General features: G+C 63.1%; 22 protein-coding genes. 20 read left to right on the top strand and 2 right to left on the bottom strand.

Going from position 1 to position 20224, the window contains the following annotated elements; translation table 11 throughout:
* The first annotated feature begins 58 nt into the window (after window positions 1-58).
* Complete coding sequence (locus G3T37_RS06920; RefSeq protein WP_163472774.1) at window positions 59-409, top strand: YciI family protein; 351 nt, start codon at window positions 59-61, stop codon at window positions 407-409.
* A 3-nt stretch (window positions 410-412) separates the two neighbouring features.
* Here the strand turns inward: G3T37_RS06920 and G3T37_RS06925 are convergent, their stop codons facing one another.
* Complete coding sequence (locus G3T37_RS06925) at window positions 413-1249, bottom strand: PaaX family transcriptional regulator (RefSeq protein WP_338401210.1); 837 nt, start codon at window positions 1247-1249, stop codon at window positions 413-415.
* 301 nt (window positions 1250-1550) lie between these two features.
* Here G3T37_RS06925 and G3T37_RS06930 point away from each other — a divergent pair, with 301 nt between their 5' ends.
* The 8 genes from G3T37_RS06930 (at window position 1551) to G3T37_RS06965 (ending at window position 8570) form a co-directional block, all read left to right on the top strand.
* Window positions 1551-2048, top strand: coding sequence for a nuclear transport factor 2 family protein (locus G3T37_RS06930; protein WP_163472776.1), 498 nt, complete (start codon window positions 1551-1553; stop codon window positions 2046-2048).
* Window positions 2045-3613: a class I adenylate-forming enzyme family protein gene (locus G3T37_RS06935; protein WP_179465111.1), complete on the top strand. Its 1569-nt coding sequence runs from the start codon at window positions 2045-2047 to the stop codon at window positions 3611-3613. The genes G3T37_RS06930 and G3T37_RS06935 overlap by 4 nt, the downstream gene beginning before the upstream one ends.
* Window positions 3614-3717: 104 nt before the next feature.
* On the top strand, window positions 3718-4578 hold the full coding sequence (locus G3T37_RS06940) for a MaoC/PaaZ C-terminal domain-containing protein (protein ID WP_163472778.1): 861 nt from the start codon (window positions 3718-3720) through the stop codon (window positions 4576-4578).
* 47 nt (window positions 4579-4625) lie between these two features.
* Entirely contained in the window at window positions 4626-5627 is a 1002-nt protein-coding gene (locus G3T37_RS06945) for an ABC transporter substrate-binding protein (RefSeq protein WP_163472779.1), read from the top strand.
* Window positions 5628-5855: 228 nt separating this feature from the next.
* On the top strand, window positions 5856-6527 hold the full coding sequence (locus tag G3T37_RS06950) for an ABC transporter permease (RefSeq protein WP_163472780.1): 672 nt from the start codon (window positions 5856-5858) through the stop codon (window positions 6525-6527).
* On the top strand, window positions 6527-7321 hold the full coding sequence (locus tag G3T37_RS06955; RefSeq protein ID WP_163472781.1) for an ABC transporter permease: 795 nt from the start codon (window positions 6527-6529) through the stop codon (window positions 7319-7321). The genes G3T37_RS06950 and G3T37_RS06955 overlap by 1 nt, the downstream gene beginning before the upstream one ends.
* Window positions 7318-8139: an ABC transporter ATP-binding protein gene (locus G3T37_RS06960; RefSeq protein WP_163472782.1), complete on the top strand. Its 822-nt coding sequence runs from the start codon at window positions 7318-7320 to the stop codon at window positions 8137-8139. Before G3T37_RS06955 ends, G3T37_RS06960 begins: the two co-directional genes overlap by 4 nt.
* Entirely contained in the window at window positions 8136-8570 is a 435-nt protein-coding gene (locus G3T37_RS06965) for a VOC family protein (protein ID WP_163472783.1), read from the top strand. Before G3T37_RS06960 ends, G3T37_RS06965 begins: the two co-directional genes overlap by 4 nt.
* 24 nt (window positions 8571-8594) lie before the next feature.
* On the opposite strand, the gene G3T37_RS06970 is transcribed toward G3T37_RS06965, so the two are convergent.
* A complete protein-coding gene (locus G3T37_RS06970) occupies window positions 8595-9038 on the bottom strand; it encodes a PaaI family thioesterase (protein WP_241732272.1) in 444 nt (147 codons plus the stop codon).
* Between the two features lie 107 nt (window positions 9039-9145).
* Between G3T37_RS06970 and G3T37_RS06975 the strand changes: the two genes are divergently transcribed.
* The 11 genes from G3T37_RS06975 (at window position 9146) to G3T37_RS07025 (ending at window position 20188) form a co-directional block, all read left to right on the top strand.
* Entirely contained in the window at window positions 9146-10162 is a 1017-nt protein-coding gene (locus tag G3T37_RS06975; protein ID WP_163472784.1) for an aldo/keto reductase, read from the top strand.
* 28 nt (window positions 10163-10190) lie between these two features.
* On the top strand, window positions 10191-11018 hold the full coding sequence (locus tag G3T37_RS06980; RefSeq protein WP_163472785.1) for a PaaX family transcriptional regulator: 828 nt from the start codon (window positions 10191-10193) through the stop codon (window positions 11016-11018).
* 217 nt (window positions 11019-11235) lie between these two features.
* On the top strand, window positions 11236-12801 hold the full coding sequence (locus G3T37_RS06985; protein ID WP_163472786.1) for a class I adenylate-forming enzyme family protein: 1566 nt from the start codon (window positions 11236-11238) through the stop codon (window positions 12799-12801).
* Entirely contained in the window at window positions 12802-13599 is a 798-nt protein-coding gene (locus G3T37_RS06990; protein WP_163472787.1) for an enoyl-CoA hydratase/isomerase family protein, read from the top strand.
* Window positions 13599-14036, top strand: a complete 438-nt coding sequence (locus tag G3T37_RS06995) for an ester cyclase (protein ID WP_163472788.1) — start codon at window positions 13599-13601, stop codon at window positions 14034-14036. The genes G3T37_RS06990 and G3T37_RS06995 overlap by 1 nt, the downstream gene beginning before the upstream one ends.
* A gap of 25 nt (window positions 14037-14061) precedes the next feature.
* On the top strand, window positions 14062-14544 hold the full coding sequence (locus tag G3T37_RS07000; protein ID WP_163472789.1) for an ester cyclase: 483 nt from the start codon (window positions 14062-14064) through the stop codon (window positions 14542-14544).
* Window positions 14541-15686: an ABC transporter substrate-binding protein gene (locus G3T37_RS07005; RefSeq protein ID WP_163472790.1), complete on the top strand. Its 1146-nt coding sequence runs from the start codon at window positions 14541-14543 to the stop codon at window positions 15684-15686. Before G3T37_RS07000 ends, G3T37_RS07005 begins: the two co-directional genes overlap by 4 nt.
* Window positions 15687-15722: 36 nt before the next feature.
* Window positions 15723-16580 (top strand): ABC transporter permease subunit, encoded by an 858-nt coding sequence (locus G3T37_RS07010; protein ID WP_163472791.1) that lies wholly within the window; start codon window positions 15723-15725, stop codon window positions 16578-16580.
* Window positions 16567-18327 carry a branched-chain amino acid ABC transporter ATP-binding protein/permease gene (locus G3T37_RS07015; RefSeq protein WP_241732274.1) on the top strand — a complete coding sequence of 587 codons (1761 nt, stop codon included), beginning with the start codon at window positions 16567-16569 and terminating at the stop codon, window positions 18325-18327. The genes G3T37_RS07010 and G3T37_RS07015 overlap by 14 nt, the downstream gene beginning before the upstream one ends.
* Window positions 18324-19046 (top strand): ABC transporter ATP-binding protein, encoded by a 723-nt coding sequence (locus G3T37_RS07020; protein WP_163472793.1) that lies wholly within the window; start codon window positions 18324-18326, stop codon window positions 19044-19046. Before G3T37_RS07015 ends, G3T37_RS07020 begins: the two co-directional genes overlap by 4 nt.
* Window positions 19043-20188, top strand: a complete 1146-nt coding sequence (locus G3T37_RS07025; protein WP_163472794.1) for an acyl-CoA dehydrogenase family protein — start codon at window positions 19043-19045, stop codon at window positions 20186-20188. Before G3T37_RS07020 ends, G3T37_RS07025 begins: the two co-directional genes overlap by 4 nt.
* Window positions 20189-20224: the final 36 nt, after the last annotated feature.

The following is a 20224-nucleotide window of genomic DNA, read 5'->3' on the forward strand; positions in this document are numbered from 1 at the left end:
AGGGAGACAATCTCCTATTGCGAGGGATGTCGTCATCCCTGAATCGATGGAGGCACACGTGTTTTTCATTCTCTTGACGCGCTACACCGGTCCCGATCGAAGCGAGCAGGTCCTTGAGGCCCACCGAAAGTGGCTATTCGCGAAGTATGCGCAAGGCTCGTTCGTCTTCTCGGGCGGCTTCGGCTCGTTCAGGGCTGGACCGGCGGGCGAACTGGCGGCGTTGGCGATGGTGGAGGCAGAGAGCTACGACGCTGCGAAGGCGATTGTCGACAGCGAACCGTTCTTCGTCAACGCTGACTGCACGCAGGAGTTACTCCCGTTCACTCCGCGGGTGAGAACGTCGAACCTCGACAGGATCTTCGGCGACGAACTAATTGTCGTCGAGCGGGACGGGCTTGTCGGTCGCTGACCGCTAGCTTTCAAGCGATCGAAAGTAGTCGAGCGCCCCGTCGGTCCACGCTTCGAATTGTTCGCGGAACAATTGACGAGCACGATACCTGGGCCAATCTCGGGGGAGGAGACTGTCGGGCAACTCAGGATCGAAGAGCGGGAAGTGGCGCCAGCTCGTCAGCAACTCCACCCAGGCCGCGAACACTTCGCGCGAGCTGCGCGGGTTCAGGGGTTCAAATCGCTCCAGGAACGCCTCATACCGGTCCCTCAGCTCGTCGAGATCCCAGGCGGCGGCGGCGAGCTCTCGGGGACTGTGGGTGACGGGACGCGCACCGGTAAAAACGTAAGCGCCGTTCGGTCCCTCGACCGATTGGAAGAGGCGGAGTGCCGATTCTTCGTTTTCTGTGTGCGGAGACACCCACAAGCCATTACCCAGTGACCCGAACCCCAGCCACGCGAGCTCGGTGCGGAAGTGGTGACGGAGCGCGCGACTTTCTTCGGGGACCGAGAGGGCGACGAAGAGCCACTGTCCGTCCCAATCGCGAGAGTTGCCGAAGTCCATGGTGCGCTGTCGTGCCAGCTGGAGCCTCTCGACGGTCGAGTCCGCTATCCGCAACTGCGACCGTCGACCGACACGTTCGCTGACGAGCCAGTCATCGGCGACGGCGCGCCCGACCGCCTGCCGCGCCGCAGCGACCGAAGAGCCGAGAGTGACCAGGCTGTCCACGAGCGTGCCCTGCCACACCCATGAGCTCGAGGGGAGGACGGCCTCACCCAGCACGGTGAGGAGCAGCGTTCTGGTCTTCCGCAGGCCCGGTGTAGAGCCTCGAGGCGGATCGACCATGAACGAAGAATACATGCAGTTGACGCTTTGCCCGCGTCAGCTTGATAGACAGTTTAGTTGACGATCGTCGTAAAAATGTAGTACATTGAGACGCAAGCAGGTCGACACAACAGGCAAAGGAGCCCCGAAGAATGGCCGACGATGTCACGCTCGAGGCACCTGTTACGTCGCGCGCACCGTCCGCGACCGCCGTGCGTGGAGCACTATCGGATCCGTTCGGCGGGGCCGCTACCTCTGGTGCGCGCACCTCAGGAGCCGCCGCCGGCGTCTGTACTGCACGGTCGGAATCCCACGACTCGAAGCGGACGGTGGTGTCGTGACGGGCGAGATGCTGAACGAGCTGGCCGATCTGCACCGTCGGATCGACGAACTAGAGTCCCGCGCGGCGATCGAGATCCTCCACTCGACGTTCGTGCGCGCGGTGGCGGATCGGTCGTTCGGGGAGCTGATCTCCTACTTCGCGATCGACGCAGTCATCGACATGCGCTCGCACGGACCCAAGCGCGGTGCAGTGGCGATCGCCGAGCATTTCGAACACATGGTCGCCGTGCCTCTGATCGGGGCAAGCTACCTCTTGTCATCCCCGGTCGTGTCGGTGAGCGGAGATAGCGCAACCGGCCGCTGGACGTGGCATCGATTCCACAGCACGGCGACGGTCGCCGGTCGAGACGTCCCCGTCTGGGGTGTGTGGGAGGAGGGTCGGTACGACTGCGAATATCGTCGCATCGACGGTGCATGGAAGTTCTCACGAATGCGATTTCGAGTGGTACGACCCGACGCGGACTCCGAACGCAGTGAGGGAGACGAGGCATGATAATCGCCGAACTCATCCGCAGATCGTTTGCGACATTCGGCTCGTTGCCCGCGGTCGCGTGCGGCGATCGGACGCTCAGCTACGACCAGGTCGCCGATCGTTCCTTTCGTCTGGTGAACGCGCTCATCCATCGCGGAATCGAGGTTGGCGATCGAGTCGCCACACTGGCTCCTAACGACCTGACGACGCTCGAGTGGATGACCGGGCTCGCGCTGGGCGGCTACGTGCGCACCGCGTTGCACGCGATGAACGGCGGCGAGGCTCACGCCGGCATGCTTCGTTCCTCAGGCGCGCGAGTTCTGTTGACGACCATGGAGTTCTACGATCGGTTCCGCGCCGACTTGGACTCCGCAGGCGTCGAATACGTCTTCGTTCTCAATTCGACGGATCCGCGCCTGCTGGATTACGAGACTGTGCTGGCGGGGGCGAATCCGATCGACGCGCGGGTGCGCGTCTCAGGAGACGATGTCATCCATCTCGCCTTCTCGTCCGGGTCGACCGGGACGCCGCGGGCGTCGGTCCACACGCACGCAAGTTGGATGGCCGTCACGCTCGATAATGCCGCGATGCTGCCGCGGGTGACGTCCGCGGACGTGTACCTCGCTGCCGCACCCCTCACTCATGCCGCGTCGACCGTGCTCTACCTGTTGCTCTCGCGCGGAGCCAGCATCCAAATCCTGGAGCACTTCTCTCCGGAGGAGGCGCTGGGCCTGATTCAGGAAAAGAGATGCAGCCTCACGGTCATGGTTCCGACCATGCTCCAGGTGATCGCGACGCACCCTCGCGTCAGCGACTTCGATCTGTCGAGCGTCCGTGCGGTGATGTATGCCGGCGCACCCATCTCGGTCGCGACGGCACGCGCTGCTCAGGCGGCGTTCGGGGATGTGCTCTTTCAGAGCTATGGACAGAGCGAGTGCCTGCCCGTGTCCTGTCTGACCCCCGAAGACCACAGGTTCGGCGTCGAGACAGACGAGAGTGTTCTCAATTCGGCCGGGCGCCCCTGCGTCGGTGCCTCGGTGAGGGTCGTCGACGACGCGGGTACTGAGCTGCGCGCGGGCTCCGTTGGGGAGATCGAGGTGTCCACAGCCGGGAGGATGCTCGGGATCTACGGTGACTCGGTCGCAACCGCGGAGCGGATCACGAGTGACGGCTTCGTTCGGACCAACGACATCGGCTACCTCGACCATCGGGGGCTCCTCTTCATCGTCGACCGCAAGAACGACATGATCATTTCGGGGGGATTCAATATCTGGCCCGTCGAAATCGAGAATGCTCTGCTCACGCACCCGGGCGTCGTGGAGGCCGTGGCGGTTGGCCTGCCGCACCCGCGATGGGGTGAGACGCCCGTCGCGATTGTGGTCGTGCGCGAGGGGGTGGAGGTGACCGCCGACGAGCTGATCGAGCTCTGTCGGGCCCAACTGGGTTCTGTGAAGAAGCCGACCGAGGTCATCCTTCGACGTGAACCGTTCACGCGAAACGAACTCGGGAAGCTGCCACGACGGCTGCTGCGCGATCACTATTGGCCCGAGCGTGCCACCGCATCCCGTGAGGTCAACGGCGCCTAGCCTGTCGCCCACCACGCTCTCGCATGACTCAATTATGAGACAGTCCATAAACGATCGTCAGAGGAATCTGATCAATTCGGCATATCAGGAAAGGAAGTTCCCCATTGGACAGCATTGCGCCCGATGAGTTCGATACTCGACCACTCGGAAAATGGAGTGAACCTTCGGAATTCGTCGTCGACCGCGAGCGCCTGATCGCCTATGCGCACGCGACCAACGACACCGCTCCGGTTCACCTCTCGGGTGACATCGCGAGCCCCGTCTTCAACGTCGTCCCTGCCTTCAAAGTGGTCGCGCCCTTGACCTTGAATATGCCGCCGGTCGACAAGAGGATGCTCGGCGTCCACGGTGAGCAGGACTTCCGCTTCCACCGACCGATCGAGGCGGGGATGACCCTGGTCACGCGCGCCATCCCTGTCGGGATCACCCCTCGCTCGACGGGTTCCCTCATCACGGTTCGGGCGGAGACGACGACGAGTGGGGGCGAGCCCGTGGTCGATCAGCACGTCACGGTATTCATCCGAACTGCCATTGCTCCGGAGGCGATCGGTGAGCAGCCGCCCACCCGCGAGTATTCGCGCGAGGCCGAGCCGTTCGTCGAAGTTACGGAGGCCTTCGATCTCGATCAGAGCTATCGGTACATGGGAGCGTCGGGGGATACGATGCCGCTTCACTCCGAGAACGCCTTCGCGCAGCAGCACGGCTTCCCAGGGATCATCCTGCATGGAAACTGCACATTTGCCTTCGCGACCAGAGCCGTGCTGGAGCACGCCGCCGGTGGCGAGACCCGTCGAATCAAGCGGCTAGCCGTTCGATTCAGTCGGTGGGTCACCCCCTACGACGTCATCACCACACGAGTCTTCCGCGCCGGCTCAACCGGCGGCCGCTCGATATTCAGCTTCGAGACCGCGCTCGCCGATGGCACCCTCTGCCTGAGCGACGGACTCGTCGAAGTCGAGGACTAAGTCCTCGTCGTCACCGTACTAACCAAAACCCAAAGGAGTGTTTTGTTATGAACAAGAGTCATTTGCGGGGTCCCGGCGCAATCGCCGTGATCCTCGCCCTGACCGCGACGCTCGCGGGGTGCAGCACGGCACCCGCGGCGTCGCCGTCCTCGGCGGCAAAGCCCGGAGGCATCGTCAAGGCCAGCATCGTGATCGGGGTGGGTGGCCAGCTCTCCACTGCCGATGTATTCACAGGCATCGACAAGGGCTTCTTCCAGAAGGAGGGGCTGACGGTGACGACGACGACCCTGACCGCAGGTGCTTCGGCGATCCCTCAACTGCTCAACGGCGGTCTCATGTTCGCTGCGGTGGACACGACAACCGCCGTCAGCTCCACGCAGCAGAACGTGGGCATCACGGCCGTTGCTCCCAACACGGTGGGTGTGCCTGACGACGATGGCTACGCCATGGTGGTCGCGGGCGCCAACTCCGGCATCAACTCACCCAAGGATCTGGAGGGCAAGAAGGTTCAGGTGAACCAGCTGGGCGGGACCGCGCAAGCCCTCACCTCGGCCTCCATCACGAAGGACGGCGGCGATCCCAGCAAGGTCCAGTTCGTGGAGATTGCGCCGCCTCAAGCCATCCCGGCTCTGCAGGCTGGCCGGGTGGATGCTGTTGTTCTTGGTGAGCCGAACGTCACCATCGCGAAGGGCCTGGGATTCAAGGCGATCTTCAATCCCGAGCAGAACACCGTTCCGAAATTGCCCACGTTCGTCTTCGTCACCGCCGCGTCCTACGCGAAGGCGAACCCCCAGGTCGTCGCGCAGTTCCAGCGTGCGATTCTGGCGTCGAACCAGTTCGACAACGCCAATCCGGATGCTGTGCGATCAATTGTTGCCGCGCACACCCCGGTTCCCGGTGCGGTGATCGCCAAGGCCCACCTGCCCCTTTTCGGCGAGGAGTCCCTCACGGGCGACCAGGTGCAGAGGTACATCGACTTCCTCGTCACGTACAAGGTGCTGCAGGCAGCAGCCGTACCCAAGGGATCCGCTGTGGTCTGGGCGCCGTAGGCGTCCACTCCGGTCCGATGCTTGCTGAGAAGTGTGGGTCACACGATCATGAATCAGAACAGTCCAGTCCCGGCTGCTTCCGCCGGTTCGGGCTCTAGTCCGTCGAGCGACCCTGGCCGGCGTCCGGTGCGTCACACGCGTACCGGGCGCCGGCTCGCGCAGATCGTCGTATTGGGCGTCGCTCTGGCGGTGTGGTGGATCGCCTCCAGTGAGCTCCCGCCCAAAGTCATGCCAAGCCCAATCGAGACCTTCGGCGCGCTCGGCGGCTACCTCGTCACGCCCCTGTTCTGGACCACGATCGCTGAGACGGTGGGTACCTTCCTCTTGGCTCTGGCGATCTGCGGTGTCGTGGGCGTCACCATCGGACTGGCGATCGGGTCGAGTCCCATCGCGAATCAGAGCACCCGATTTCTCTTCGATTTTCTCAGAACCATTCCCCCCATCGCGATTCTGCCGCTGGTGCTCCTCCTCTTCGGCCCGACCCCCCGGATGGTTCTCGTGGTGGTCGTCCTCGGTGCCATCTGGCCGATTCTCATTCAGTCGATCTACGCCGCGCGTCAGGGCGAACCGCTCCTTCGGGAGATGTCCCGATCCTTTCGGATGCCCAGGCGCTGGTACATCCTTCATATCTTCCTTCCGGGGTCGATGCCGTTCGTGATGACGGGACTCCGTGTCGGCACCACGATTTGTCTTCTCCTCACGATCACCGGCGAGTTGCTGGGCGGAGCACCGGGAATCGGGTACCAGATCGAGAATGCGCAGAATTACCTCGATACGCCCCGGATGTACGCCTATGTGCTGGTGTCGGCCCTCCTCGGACTCCTCGTCAATGCAGTTTTCTGGCTGATCCAGCGCCGAGTTCTCCGGTGGCACTCATCCCAGCGACGGGAGGAGTACTGATGCGAACGAGACGCAGCGAGTGGCTCACCGTCGTGGCGCTGGAGGCGTGGCTCCCGGTTGTCCTCGTCGTCGCGTGGTGGTTCGGGAGCGCATCGAGCACCTCGGTGTATTTTCCGCCCCTCTCATCGATACTCGGTTCCTTCGCTCACGACTGGTTGAACAGCGCGGGCCTCGCGAGCAACCTTCTCCCCAGCCTTGAGCTTCTGGGCCTCGGATTCGGGGTGGCATTGGCGAGCGGAGTGGTCATGGGCACGGTGCTTGGCCTCACGCCAGCGCTCGAGCGGGCAAGTCGGCCGCTGCTCGAGATACTCCGGGCGATCCCCGGAGTCGCGCTGCTGCCGATCTTCATCGTGTTGTTCGGAATCGACCAGGAGATGAAGGTCCTGTTGATCGCGTTCGGATCCTTCTGGCCCATTCTCTTGAACACCGTGGACGGGGTCAGGGGTGTCGAGCCACTGCTCTTCGAGGTAGCGGAGGTCTTCCGCTTCGGCCGGATCCGTCGACTGCTGTCGGTCGTTTTTCCGGGTGCGAGCCCTCAGATCTTCGCCGGTGCGCGGACCGCGCTCTCCATCTCCCTCATCATTCTGGTCGTGAGCGAGACCGTCGGCGGGAACGGCGGAATTGGGTATTTTCTCCTGGCCGCTCAACGGAATTTCGCGATCAGTTCGATGTGGGGCGCGATCGTCGCGCTCGGCATTCTCGGCTACCTCCTGAACATCGCATTCCGCCTCATCGAGAGGGTGATCCTCCGATGGCACCGACTGCAGCAGACTAGATTGGGGAGCGAAAAATGACGATCCATCGATCGCCTACGGGACCGAATTCGGCTCACACCTCGAGCGCCGTCATCCTTGAGGCGCGCGGATTGGGGCACTCCTACAACGACCGCGCGGTGCTTTCGCCGATGGACTTCACGGTGTTCGAGGGAGAGTTCGTCTGCATCGTCGGCCCGTCAGGGGTGGGTAAGACCACTCTCTTGCGCTGCCTGGCTGCGCTGCAGCCCTCCACCTCCGGGGCCGTCTACGTGCGAAGCGAGCGAGTCACGCAACCGACAGCGGGCGTCGCGCTCGTGTTCCAGGACTACAGTCGCTCCTTGATGCCGTGGTCAAGCGTCCTCGCGAACGTCGCGCTACCGCTTCGTGCTGCAGGATCGTCGCGCGCGTCTGCTCGTACTGATGCGCTCCGCGCTCTCGCGCTTGTCGGCCTGGATGACGTCGCTGCCGGCATGTACCCGTGGCAGCTTTCGGGCGGAATGCAACAGAGGGTGGCGATCGCCCGCGCGCTCGCGTCCCGACCGACGCTGCTCCTCATGGACGAGCCGTTCGCATCGGTGGACGCCTACACGCGCGCCGATCTGGAAGACCTGATGCAGCGGTTGCAGCGGGAATTGTCGCTCACGGTGCTTCTGGTCACCCACGACATCGATGAGGCTGTCTATCTGTCGGATCGGGTGATCGCGCTCAACGGGCGCCCTGCCCACGTCGCCGACATTGTCAGCGTCGACCTTGGAAGCCGTCGGGACCAGCTGACGACGAAGGGGATGCCAGAGTTTGCCGAGCTTCGTGCGCGCGTGCACGGGCTGATTCGCGGTTCGCGAGGAACAACGTCGTGACTGCTGCGTTCGAAGGACGGCTCACCGGCACTCACCACATCCGCCTTCCCGTTTCTGACGTGCAGACTGCGAGGGAGTTCTGGGAGGGGGTACTCGGGTACGAGTGGGAATTCGACTTCCCGGGAGATTCGGGGCCCGTCGCATCTGCCTTCCGACATCTCTCGGGAGGGCCGAACGTGGTCCTCTGGCTGGACCCCGAGCGAGCGCGAGAATTCGCTGGATTTGTGATGTGTGGAATAGGAGTCGAGGATGCGTCAGCGATCGACCGCCTCAAGGCGGCGCTGGATGCGCGGGGGATACCGCACGGTGGCGTGCAGGGCGCGTTCGTCGAGGTCAAGTTGCCCTTCGTGCGAACACCGGGAGGACCCATGGTCAGCTTCTACGTGAAGCCCGACCCGGATGTCCAGGTGGTTCGACCCACCATCGCCTGACGTCACCACGCGGGCCTCGACGAGTCACTGCGTGGACGATGTCGCTGTCGTGACGGCATGGCCGCGAAATTCTGCGTAAAGTGCGTTGTCCTCACCCGTCACCCGAACATCACAGATCGTGGTCCTGCCGGAGATTGCGCGCACTTCAGCTCGCGCGATCAGCCGGGCTCCCGCCGGCACGCCGCTGAGGAAGGCGATCTCCGCCGTGCGGGTGACCGACGACCGGCCGAGTGAGGCGCAGCAGTACGCGAGAGCAGTGTCCGCCAAAAGGAATGTGAATCCGCCGTGCTGGATGCCGTGCGAGTTGAGGAATCGATGGTCGATGATCCATTCGAGGTCGACGCTGCCCGGGCTGACCGACCGAACGGTGATTCCCAGCGATGCAACTTCCGGGTCGCGGCGGAACATGTCGAGAACTCTCTGCTCGGCGTCGTCGTCGTCGTTCTGATCTGATGGTTTGAACTGCATTCCGACCTCCTGTCTTCCGGGCACGTATGACAATCACGTTGCGACCGTTACAAAACACGCATAATGTGGTCACAGCATACGCGGGCAGGACCAGGCTCAGCACTGGCGTGTCAGAGGTCGAGGAGGACACCCTGATTTACCGAAACAATCTGCCAGGACAGCCGATCTCGGCGATCTCGATCGGATCGTGGCAGACATTCGAGCGCATTCCCTTTCGAGACACTGTCGAGATCATTGCTGCTGCCTTCGACAGTGGCATCAATCTGATCGACACAGCGCGCTACGGCGGTGCGCCCGACCACGTCGACACCGATGCTCTGAGTTATCCGATTCCGGCCGGGTCGCCGCATTGCGAAGTGATCGTCGGGCGAGCACTGCAGGAGTCGGGACGCGACCGCTCCGAGTACTTGATCTCGGACAAGGTCTGGTTCGACAGCTATCCCGAAACCACGTTGGCGCAGCAGGTCGATGACTCGCTTCTCTGCCTGGACACCAGCTATCTCGACATGGTGTGCGTGCAGATGCTTCCTCAGGGCGTCGGCCCTGTCGACGTCGTGAGGCAGATGGCGGCTCTCGCTTCATCCGGTCGCGTGCTCCACTGGGGGTTTGTGAACTGGAGTCTCGAGCAGGTGAGAGATGCCGTTGATTTGTGCTTGGAGGAAGACCTCGAGCCCCCCCGATTCACCGAACTCAAGTACAGCGTCATCCGACGGCTTCCGGTGGAGAGCGGCTCCTACGCGACTGCGCTAGCCGAGTTGGGTGTCGCCGTGCACGCGGCGAACTGTCTCGAGGGAGGATTCCTGACCGGTCGTTGGTCCAGCGCGAGCGAGGTTTCGAAGCACCGAATGCCGCCGGAGGATCGGGCTCGTATCCGTGAGGCGTTCACGCCGAAGATTGCCGACTTCAACGCCGTTGCGACCGGAGTCGGGGTGTCACCCGCGACACTTGCGTTGGCGTTCACGCTGACGAATGAGTCGCTGCTCTCCAGTCTTGTCGGAGTCACCCGAATGTCCCAGCTGAGGGACGCGCTCGCGGCGGAAAGCCTGCTCGGGGAGCTGGGCGCGGAGGCGATTCGAGCCATGCTGGAGCCGTTCGCAAGCGACGGGCTCCCAGTCGAACCTTAGGTCTCTCGTGCCGTCACAACATGCGAGGATGACGATCATGAACGTGGAGCGCGCACCTCGAAGTCTCATCCTCGACATCTACGGACCGTTTGCCGCCCAATTCGACGGATGGTTGGCGGTCACGGAACTCGTCAAGCTGATGGGCATGCTCGGAGTGGACGAGCCGATAGCGCGATCCGCGATCTCGCGCATGACACGCCGCCACCTTCTCACCATGTCGAAGCGTCACGGACTCCGCGGATACGGTCTGACCGAGGATGCCGCACGACGATTCGCGGATGCCGGTGCGTTGATCACGGGGACCTTCGAACCGGCCGACCCTGCGCAGGGTTGGGTCGTCGTGGCATTTTCCGTACCTGAAGAAGACCGTCCAAAACGGCACCTCATACGGTCTCGTTTCCGATGGTTGGGGATGGGCAACCTGTCCGGCGGGGTGTGGATCGGGCCGAGCCGTATGTACGAGTCAGTGCGGACCACTGTCATCGCCCTCGAGTGCGAGGACTACGTCGACATTTTCATTGCCGACTACAAAGGACTGGGAGAACTGCGTGACGTCGTGCAGCGCTCGTGGGACCTTCAGTCGCTGGCGCAGTCCTATCAGGACTTCGTCGATCGCCATCGTCCCGTGCTGACGGAGCTCCGCTCTGAGTCAACTGACGCGGCCGCATTCGTGGGGTATGCCGAAATGGTCCATGACTGGCGCCAGTTCCCGTACCTCGACCCGGGTCTACCCGAGGAGCTCCTCCCGGCCGAGTGGCCCGGCACGTCTGCGCGCGCGCTTTTCAATGACTTCCGGCAGGAAGTCCTGCCACTCGCCATGCGATTTGCGGAGTCGATCGTGCAGGCGCGGCCCTAGTCAACGGTCCAGCCCGCGGACTGCCCCAGCGGTCCGCGGGCTTTTTGCTGTCGCCGGTGAGTCCGTCGAGCTCGCCGCTGACGAGGAATTCCTCGCGTCCGCGTCAAACATGTCAAAATCTTGTCGATCGTAAAAAATTGTGACAATATGGCGAAGGCGAACAGGCATCCTCCGATCGAGGGCGGCCGCGTGTTGGATCGACAATCAATGAGGATTAATGAATCTGGCTCTTCTGCTTCAGAAGCACACCACTCTTTATCGTGAACGCCTTGCGGTGCGTCTCGGCGATGACGAGCAGTCCTACGGTGAACTGTTCGAGCGCGCGTGTCGCCTCGCGAACGGGCTCCGCGCTCTCGGGTTGCTGCCGGGTGATCGGGTGGCGACGCTGGGAGGCAACGACTTTCGCTCTGTCGAGGAGATCATGGGCCTGGTCGTGGGCGGCTTCGTGCGGGTTTCTCTGCACTCGCTGAACTCCTGGGACGTTCACGAGTACATGATTCAGCACGCGGGTGCGCGGGCACTGCTGGTGCAACAGAAGTACTACGAGCAGTACGAATCCGAGATCCGCAATCTGGGACTTGACGCGGTGATCGTGCGGGGCGGTCGAGATCACTCCGAGATCGACTACGAAGCCTTGGTCGCGAACGCACCCGCGGGATTTCCCGAGGTCCAGATCGATCTGGACGCCCCCATCCAACTGCAGTTCTCCTCAGGGACGACGGGCCGGCCGAAGGCGATCGTTCACACGCATCGAAGCTGGATGGGGGTGACCAACGAAAACCTGTTGATGCTTCCCCCTATCACCCCGACTGACCGCTACCTTGCAGCCGGCCCGCTGACCCATGCGGCCAACACGCTGCTCTTCGCGCTCTTCGCGAGAGGTGCCTCGGTCGAGGTCATGCCCGCGTTCAGCCCCCAGGCGTTCGTCGATCTCGTGCGTTCGCGCGAGTGCACGATATCCATACTGGTCCCGACCATGATTCGAGTGATCTCGTCCTCGCCGGAGTTCCGCCCGGACGACCTCTCGAACTTGCGGATCCTGCTTTATGCAGGCAGTCCCATCTCGGGGGAAACGCTCCGCGCAGCGTCAGCGCTCTTCGGTCCGATCCTCTTGCAGACCTATGGCCAGAGCGAAGGGCTGCCGTACACGGTTCTCACCGCGGACGACCATGTTCGTGCAGGCGAGCAGCAGGAGCACTCCGCGCTTCTCGGGTCTGCCGGTCGCCCCACCCCGAATTCCGTCGTGAAGATCCTCGACGATGAAGGGAAGTCTGTTCCCCCAGGAACGGTGGGCGAGGTCGCGGTCTGGACACCTGGCCGGATGCACAGCGTGTGGAAGAACCCGGAGGCGACAGCCAAGCGAATCACCCACGACGGCTTTGTCCTGACCAACGATCTGGGCTTCCTCGATGATGCCGGATACCTGTTCTTGCGGGACAGGCGAGATGACATGATCATCTCCGGCGGTTTCAACATCTGGCCAGCAGAGATCGAATCCGCGCTGGAGGCTCACCGCGACATCGACCAGGCCCTCGTCTTCGGGATAGCGGATGAGAAGTGGGGGGAAACCCCGGTCGCGATCGTCGTACCCCGCGCGGGATCGGCTCTCACGGAGGACGAGGTCGTCGCCTGGGTGCGGGATCGTCTGGGGCCGGTCAAAAAGCCGGGTCACGTGATATTCCGGGCAGAACCCCTTCCCCACAATGCGATCGGCAAGATCTCGCGTCGGGCTGTGCGGAGTCTGTATTTCGACGACACCGTCGCAGGGTTCCAGGGGGCATGAATGTTCGACATAGCTGACGAACTCGATCAGGTCCGTGTCGAGCTGCGCGGCGACGTGGCGTGGATCACCCTCAACCGTCCCGAGAAGCGAAACGCGATCAGTGCCGGAATGCAGCGCCGCCTGCATGGTGTTCTCGATGAGTTGGCCGCTCGCGACGTGCGCGCGGTGGTGCTCACCGGTTCGGGAAGCGCCTTCTGCAGTGGCGCCGATCTCGGAGCCAACGACGAGGAGGCGGGCGTCGCAGCCGATTTCGATCGATTCTTGGCTGAAGGTGCAGCGTTCTTCCGGACGCTGTCGAACTTCCCTGCTCCCGTGATCGCAGCGGTCAACGGGGTCGCTCTGGCGGGAGGCCTCGAATTGATGCTGGCGTGCGACTTCGTGATTGCCGCCGACTCGGCGCGAATCGGTGACGGCCACGCACGTTACGGACTATTCCCCGGTGCGGGGGCGTCCGTGAGACTGCCGCGTCGCGTCGGCGCCGCATTCGCCAAGTATCTGATGTTCACCGGGGATCTCTTGCCCGCCACGGACCTGGTTGTGCACGGGCTCGTGCAGATCGTCGTGCCCGCTGATCTGCTGGACAGTGAGGCGGACCGAATCTCTCAACTGATCGCCTCACGCAGTCCGCGCGCCCTCGCCGCCGTCAAGACGCTGGTGAATCAGTCCGAGGATGTGCCCGTGGACAGCGCGCTCCACGCCGAGTCGCTCGCCTTTCGGATTCATTTGAACTCGCCGGACAGCAGCGAAGGTACGGCGGCCTGGCGCGAGGGCAGACAGCCCAACTTTCGGGAGCTCTGATGACAGCACTGCGCGACACCGCCACTCGTCTCTCCGATCAATTTCTGGCGGCGCTCAATCAGAACGACGTCGCCGGCATGTCACAGATCGTCGCCCCCGGCTACGTGCAGCACAACCCAGAAGTTCCTGGCGGGCGCGAGGGACTGCTGTCGTGGATGGCGTCCATGCATATCGCCTTCCCCGACTTCATGGTCGAACGGCTCGACATGATCGTCGACGCTGATCGGCTGGTCGTTCGTCATCGTGTGAGCGGGACGCATCTGGGGGAGTTCCTCGGGTGGCCGGGCTCCGGGCGTTCTTTCGTCATGCACACTGCGGAGTTCTTTCGGATCGCCGACGGCGTGTTGCAGGAGCACTGGGACGTCTGGAGCCCACAGGGGATGCTCGTGCAGCTCGGCCTGCCCGTCGAGGGCGGCCTCTTCACCACTTTCGGATGATCGGGACCCCCAGGAAAGGATCGCAATGGTGCGAACAGATACGCCGGATCGGCAGCAGCTCATCGATCTGCTTCACGTATTCGTGAGGGTCACGAACGGCCATGATGCTCAGTCGCTCGGGCTTTGCATCGCGGATCAGTATCGTCAACACAATCCCTACGCGGCGCAGGACTTGTCCGGTGTCATCGACTACTTCGTGATGATGTTCACGGCTTTCCCGGACATGCACGCGGAGCTATTGGACGTGATGGTCGACGGCGATGTCATCAGTGCCAGATGTCGGGTCCGCGGCACCCATCAGGCGGACTTTCTCGGATTCGCGGCGACCGGTCGGCAATTCGAGATCATCACCGTCGATTACTTCCGATATCGCGACGGACTTTTCGTCGAGCACTGGGACGTCATCAGCGTGCTGGAGCTCCTCGTGCAACTCGGGGTCTCGCCCCACGAATCTCAGCAATTCCTATCAACAGCGAAGTTGAACCCATCAGAAGAGGAAGAGAAATGAAGACAAAAGCACTTGTTGCTGTCGTTGCACTCGTGACGATGAGCCTCGCCGGTTGCGCGACCACTGCGGGACCGGCCTCGAAGGCACCGATCCCCGTCGGAGCGCTGTCGGATCTGACCGGCGCGGTCACCTTTCCGGATGCCGCGGCAGCCGCGGGCGCCGTGTTCGACGAGGTCAATGCGAACGGTGGCATCAACGGCCACAAGATCGAGTACACCGTCGAAGATGCCGCTGGCGATGCAACGACAGCCGCGGCCGGAGCCCGCAAGCTCAACCAGGCGGGAGTGGTAGCGAACATCGGATCGACCAGCATTCCCGACTGCTTGGTCAACGGTAGCTACTATGCGCAGCAGAAGCTGGACACGATCGGCATCGCGCTTCCCGAGGCCTGCTACCACCTGGCGAACTACGCTCCCATCAACACGGGATCGCTCCTCGGTGCTGGTCTGTCCGGCATCTACGCGATCCAGCAGCTCGGCTCGAAGAGCGTGTGCCTGATCGGGCCGAACCTCCAAGGGGCCTCCGAGTCGTACAAGGGATCCTCTGACTACATGAAATCGGTCGTGGGTACTGGGTTCTCCTACATCGGATTGCAGGACCTCACCGCGTCCCCCGTCAGTTACATCGTGAACGCGAAGCAGTCGGGATGCGAGACCCTCGTCTACGCCGGACCGGAGCAGCTCACCGGCGCCATGCAGCAGGCGGTACGTGCTCAGAACTGGAACGTCAACTTCATCGGATCCTCGCCCGCGTACAGCACAGCACTGCTGGCGTCGCTCGGCGCGGCCGGCGAGGGGATGTACGCCGCCTCCGAGTTCGCTCCGTTCACCGCGAACACGCCGGCCGTCGACGCGTTTGTCACGCTGATGAAGGCACACAAGGTCCCTGTGACAAACCTCGCTGAGTCCGGGTACATCGCCGCGAAGATCTTCGTCGATGTGCTGAAGTCCATCAAGGGCGACATCACGCGCGAGTCGGTTTCGGCGGCACTCGCGAAGACGACCGCGTACGACAACCCGCTTCTCGCGCAGCCGTTCGTCTTCGGTCCTGGCGCAGGCCACCAGCCGAACAAGTCGATCCAGCTGGTCCAGATCAAGGGTGCCGCATGGGTTCCCGTCGGGGACTGGCTGACGGCGAAGTGACGAAATCTCCCACGCAATCGACATGAGGGCCGAGTAGTGATTGAGTCCACCATCTCGGGGCTGGTCAACGGCTCCGTCTACGCGCTGTTGGGTCTATGCCTGGTTGCTACCTACCGGACCAGCGGTGTCCTGAACTTCGCGCAGACCGCGGTGGGGGCGTTCGCCGCCCTCACCGCGGTGGACCTCATCGGTACCGGGATGCCCACATGGGTCGCGTGGCTCATTGCCATCGCCGTCGGAACTGTCGTTTCGGTGCTGCTGGGCTTGATGCTTTATCGGTGGTTCTCACAGACCGGCGCTCGAATCAAGACCAGCGCGACCATCGCCGCACTGCTGGCGCTCCTCGCGATTGGTGATCGTGTATTCGGAGACACACCGCGGTCGTTCGTGGATCCGTTCAGCCTATTCGGATTCACCCTGTGGGGTGTGCGGTTCACTGGGGACACCATCATCGCTCTGGGGGCGGCAGTCGTGCTCACCATCGCGCTCGATGTGATGCTGCGCCGCACGCGGACGGGGCACCGCCTTCGCGCCGTCGCTGGTCGTCCGCTGACCGCGGAGTTGCTGGGTCTTCCCGTCCTCGCTTTGACGATCATCGTGTGGACCTTCGTCGGCGTGGTGGGAAGCGCGTCGATTCTCATCATTGCTCCCACGGCGAGTTCGACCTTCACCGGGCTGTCGTTGCTCGTGCTCCCCGCCACGGCGGCGGCACTGTTCGGCGGCTTCGAGTCGCTGTGGCTCACCTTGGTGGGCGGTCTCCTTCTGGGGATGATCAGCGGTTTGACCAGCTATTTCGCGGTGATCGCGCCGTACAACGCGACTCTGCAACTGGCGTTCGTGACTCTCATTCTGATCTTCAAACAAAGAGGGGAGCGGTGGGATGAAGCGCGCTAGTCTTCGGAATCCTGTCCTGCTCGGACTGCTGGCATTGTTGATCGCGGGGTGTATTCCGCTCTGTGTGCAGGGCTTTCCGTTGTATCTTGCGACGGCCGCGGTCATCGGAGTGTTTCCGATTCTCAGTGTCGGTCTGATCACGGGTCGCGCCGGCATCATCACCCTGTGCCAGTTGAGCTTCACGGGAATCGGAGCGTGGTCGGTTGCTGCCCTCAATGCGGCGGGCTACAGCCTGCCGATCGGGCTGCTGATCCTGCTGGGAGGACTGGCTGCAGTTCCCTTCGGTCTGCTTCTCGGCTTGGCGTCATTGCGATTGCGAGGCATCAACATGGGCATCGTCACGCTCATGTTTGCCGCCGCGGCGGCAGCCTACTTCCAGCTCTATCCCCTCCCTGGGTTGTCAGCGGGAAAGGTAGTCGACCGCGGTGCCCCCTTCGAGTCGGACTCGGCCTTCTTCTGGTTGTCGCTGACTGTGCTCGCGCTCGTCGTCGGCGTCGTCTCACTCGTGAGCAGATCGAGGACTGGCACGAGCTGGCTCGTCGTCCGGACGAGCGAGCGCGGGGCGGCCTCACTGGGACTGCCCACCGCAGTCGCCAAGCTCACGGTGTTCATGGTCGGCGCTGCCGTCTCAGGGGTGGGGGGAGCGCTTCTGATCGCACAGACCGGAGTGGTTTCGGGGGACTCGTTCGGCATCCTCCCGTCGATCGTCGTCTTCACGCTGGCGATCCTGTTCGGCGCGCGATTCATCGAGGGTGCGATCCTGGGAGCTCTTGCCAGCGTGGTGGTTCCCCAACTGCTGCTCGCGGCGGGTATCCCGAACGACATCGGCACTTTGATATTTGCGGTGACGGCTCTGCCCGCGTTGCGCACGGGGTATGGCATGGCTGAGGCATTGCGGGCGAGGCTCGCACGGCGCTCGAACAACAACCCAGCACCGGATGGCCGCCGCGAGTCGAAAAGGTCAATCTCCAGAGATCGCTCACGGTGGAGGCAGGGCACGGAGCCGGTGCACACCGACGATCGGGTGCTGCCTACGGCCGTCGAGGCTACGCCCGCGCTGTCCATCCTCGACCTGTCCGTGCAGTACGGCTCAGTGCGAGCCCTGGACGGAGTGACCATCTCGGTTCCCTCGCGGAGCGTCGTCGCCATCGTCGGTCCGAACGGGGCCGGCAAATCGACTCTTGTCGACGCCGTGGCCGGGTTCCTGCCGGGGTACACGGGCGAGGTGAGGTTGAACGGGACGAACCTAGACGGGTGGCAGGCGCACCGTCGGGCACAGGCGGGGTTGCGTCGTACATTCCAGCAGGTGCGTGCCACAGCAGACCTGACGGTCCAGCAGTACTTGCAGCTCGCCGCTGGGCGGAGGCTGGATCGAGACGAAGTCGACGCTGTCCTCGACTTCGTGCAGGGTCCCACCGCACGGTCACTGATCGCGAACGTCGATGTCGGCAGCCGAAGGTTGATCGAGATCGGTGGGGGCTTGGTATCCGAGCCCGCAGTGCTGCTGCTGGACGAGCCCGCTGCGGGGTTGCCGTCCAGCGAGTCCGAACTGCTCGGGGAGCGGATCTCGCTGATGCCGAGCGTCTTCAAATGCTCCGTGGTCGTCATCGAGCACGATATGACGCTCGTGCACTCGGTCTGCGATGAGGTGACAGTGCTCAACTTCGGTCGGGTCATCGCCACGGGCTCGCCGAAGCATGCCCTCTCTGATCCTCTCGTCGTCTCAGCATTCTTAGGAGCGGAATGAACAACGCAGGGTTGACCGTTCGTGCACTCACCGTCGAGCGATCTGGATTCCCCATCATCCGCTCGCTCGATCTCGATGTTCCGTTGGGACGGGTTACAAGCCTTCTGGGTGCCAACGGTGCGGGGAAGACCACCCTCATGGAAGCTCTGGCTGGCCTGATCCCGGTATCGGCAGGCTCGGTCGAACTGGACGGGACGCGAATCGAGAAGCTCGGTCGGGCTCGGCGAGTCGGAGCCGGCTTGGCTCTTGTCGAGCAGGGCCGCACTGTCTTCGGCGACCTCACGGTTCTCGAGAACCTCACCTTAGGAAAGGACAGGAGCGCGTGGGGCAGGGCGCTCGCTGTTTTTCCGGAGCTCGATCAACGAAAGCACGTACACGCGCGCTTCCTGTCGGGCGGCGAGCAACAGATGGTCGTCCTCGCTCGGGCCATTCTGGCGGATCCGCAGGTGTTGCTTATCGACGAGATGTCGCTCGGGCTTGCCCCTGTCATCATCCAAAGACTGATGCCGCTTGTGCGCACTCTCGCTGACGCCGGAATGGGAGTCCTGCTCGTCGAGCAATTCGCCACACAGGCCTTGGCTGTCAGCGATCACGCGGTGGTGCTGACGCGCGGCGAGGTTGCCTTCCGTGGCGCGGCCCAGGATCTACTCGACGATTCCGACCGACTGAGGTTGGCCTACTTGGGTGAAAGCCAAACGCAGAACGGAACCGCAGCATGACCTCGGGCGTTCCGGTCGAGTTCGACGACGAGGACCAAGCATTCAGCGAACGCGTGGCCACCTTCGCGCAGCCTTTCGCCGCGGACTACCTCGAAATGGCGAAGTCGACCGAATTCCCGTGGTCGGCCGGTCGCGCTCTTGCCGCGGAGGGATTGCTCGGTCTGGGCACAAGCGTCGAATACGGAGGCGCCGGCCCAACGAGTTACGTCCGCCTGGGGATCCTGCAGGAGCAGCTCTCGCTCCAGAACTTCTACCTGGCGCAGTTCGCGTATACCTGCAACATGATGGCTCCGCTTCTGGAGCACCATCTTCAATCGCCCGACCGGGCGTCGTGGATTCGAGGTCTCGTCCGCGGAGAGCACGTCATTTCGATCGGTGTGACCGAGCCCGACGCCGGGGGCGATGCGGCCGCCCTGTCCACAACTGCTCGACGCGTTGCTGACGGGTGGATCATCGACGGGCAGAAGGTATCGATCTCGTTCGCACCGCATGCTGTGGCGGTCCTCGTCTTGGCGCGGGTGGATGACGCGGGAATCACGGCCTTCTTGGTTCCCTTCGACAGTTCGGGCGTCTCCCGGGTGACGATCGAGGACAGCGGTTGGAAACCGATCGGTCGCTCCCGCATCACCCTGGACGGAGTCAAGGTTGCGGACGCGATGCGCGTCGGACCCGTCGGCGGGTCGTTTCGGCTGGTTCTCAATCAAATCGATCACGGGCGTTCGATCATCGGGCTGATGGCCAATGGCGTCGCGCGAAGTGCCCTCGATGCGTCGATCGTCTTTGCCAAGTCGCGCGCCGCCTTCGGCCGCAACATTGGAAAGTTTCAGGGGGTGTCCTTCCCGATCGTCGAGGCGTACACGCAACTGGAGGCGGCACGCTGGCTTTCCTATCGGGCGCTCTCCCTCGCCGATCTCGGCCGCAGATTCAGCAGAGAAGCGTCAATGAGCAAGCACTTCGCCGTGGAATCCGCCCTCGAGGCCATCCGCGTCGCCGTCCTCACGCACGGCCATCAAGGATTCTCAGAAGAAAGCCCGTTCCAGGCCATGTTGCGAGACGTGAGCGGACTGCAGATCGGTGAAGGAACTCCGCAGATTCAGAAGATCGTCGTCGCCCGGGACCTGTTCGGTCGCGAATACGTGTGAGTCAGTGCTCGAGGCTCTAGCGGGTCGTCGTCGCCG

This window comes from Galbitalea soli (genome assembly GCF_010686725.1).
GTDB lineage: Bacteria > Actinomycetota > Actinomycetes > Actinomycetales > Microbacteriaceae > Galbitalea > Galbitalea soli.

Excerpts from the sequence above, each read along its gene's own strand:
- G3T37_RS06970 (WP_241732272.1), bottom strand. The coding sequence starts at position 9,038 with ATGCAGTTCAAACCATCAGATCAGAACGACGACGACGACGCCGAGCAG.
- G3T37_RS06945 (WP_163472779.1), top strand. The coding sequence starts at position 4,626 with ATGAACAAGAGTCATTTGCGGGGTCCCGGCGCAATCGCCGTGATCCTC.
- G3T37_RS07000 (WP_163472789.1), top strand. The coding sequence starts at position 14,062 with ATGGTGCGAACAGATACGCCGGATCGGCAGCAGCTCATCGATCTGCTT.
- G3T37_RS07005 (WP_163472790.1), top strand. The coding sequence starts at position 14,541 with ATGAAGACAAAAGCACTTGTTGCTGTCGTTGCACTCGTGACGATGAGC.
- G3T37_RS06950 (WP_163472780.1), top strand. The coding sequence starts at position 5,856 with ATGCCAAGCCCAATCGAGACCTTCGGCGCGCTCGGCGGCTACCTCGTC.
- G3T37_RS06925 (WP_338401210.1), bottom strand. The coding sequence starts at position 1,249 with ATGTATTCTTCGTTCATGGTCGATCCGCCTCGAGGCTCTACACCGGGC.
- G3T37_RS06980 (WP_163472785.1), top strand. The coding sequence starts at position 10,191 with ATGACGATCATGAACGTGGAGCGCGCACCTCGAAGTCTCATCCTCGAC.
- G3T37_RS06935 (WP_179465111.1), top strand. The coding sequence starts at position 2,045 with ATGATAATCGCCGAACTCATCCGCAGATCGTTTGCGACATTCGGCTCG.
- G3T37_RS06995 (WP_163472788.1), top strand. The coding sequence starts at position 13,599 with ATGACAGCACTGCGCGACACCGCCACTCGTCTCTCCGATCAATTTCTG.
- G3T37_RS07015 (WP_241732274.1), top strand. The coding sequence starts at position 16,567 with ATGAAGCGCGCTAGTCTTCGGAATCCTGTCCTGCTCGGACTGCTGGCA.
- G3T37_RS06955 (WP_163472781.1), top strand. The coding sequence starts at position 6,527 with ATGCGAACGAGACGCAGCGAGTGGCTCACCGTCGTGGCGCTGGAGGCG.
- G3T37_RS06960 (WP_163472782.1), top strand. The coding sequence starts at position 7,318 with ATGACGATCCATCGATCGCCTACGGGACCGAATTCGGCTCACACCTCG.
- G3T37_RS07020 (WP_163472793.1), top strand. The coding sequence starts at position 18,324 with ATGAACAACGCAGGGTTGACCGTTCGTGCACTCACCGTCGAGCGATCT.
- G3T37_RS06990 (WP_163472787.1), top strand. The coding sequence starts at position 12,802 with ATGTTCGACATAGCTGACGAACTCGATCAGGTCCGTGTCGAGCTGCGC.
- G3T37_RS07025 (WP_163472794.1), top strand. The coding sequence starts at position 19,043 with ATGACCTCGGGCGTTCCGGTCGAGTTCGACGACGAGGACCAAGCATTC.
- G3T37_RS06985 (WP_163472786.1), top strand. The coding sequence starts at position 11,236 with ATGAATCTGGCTCTTCTGCTTCAGAAGCACACCACTCTTTATCGTGAA.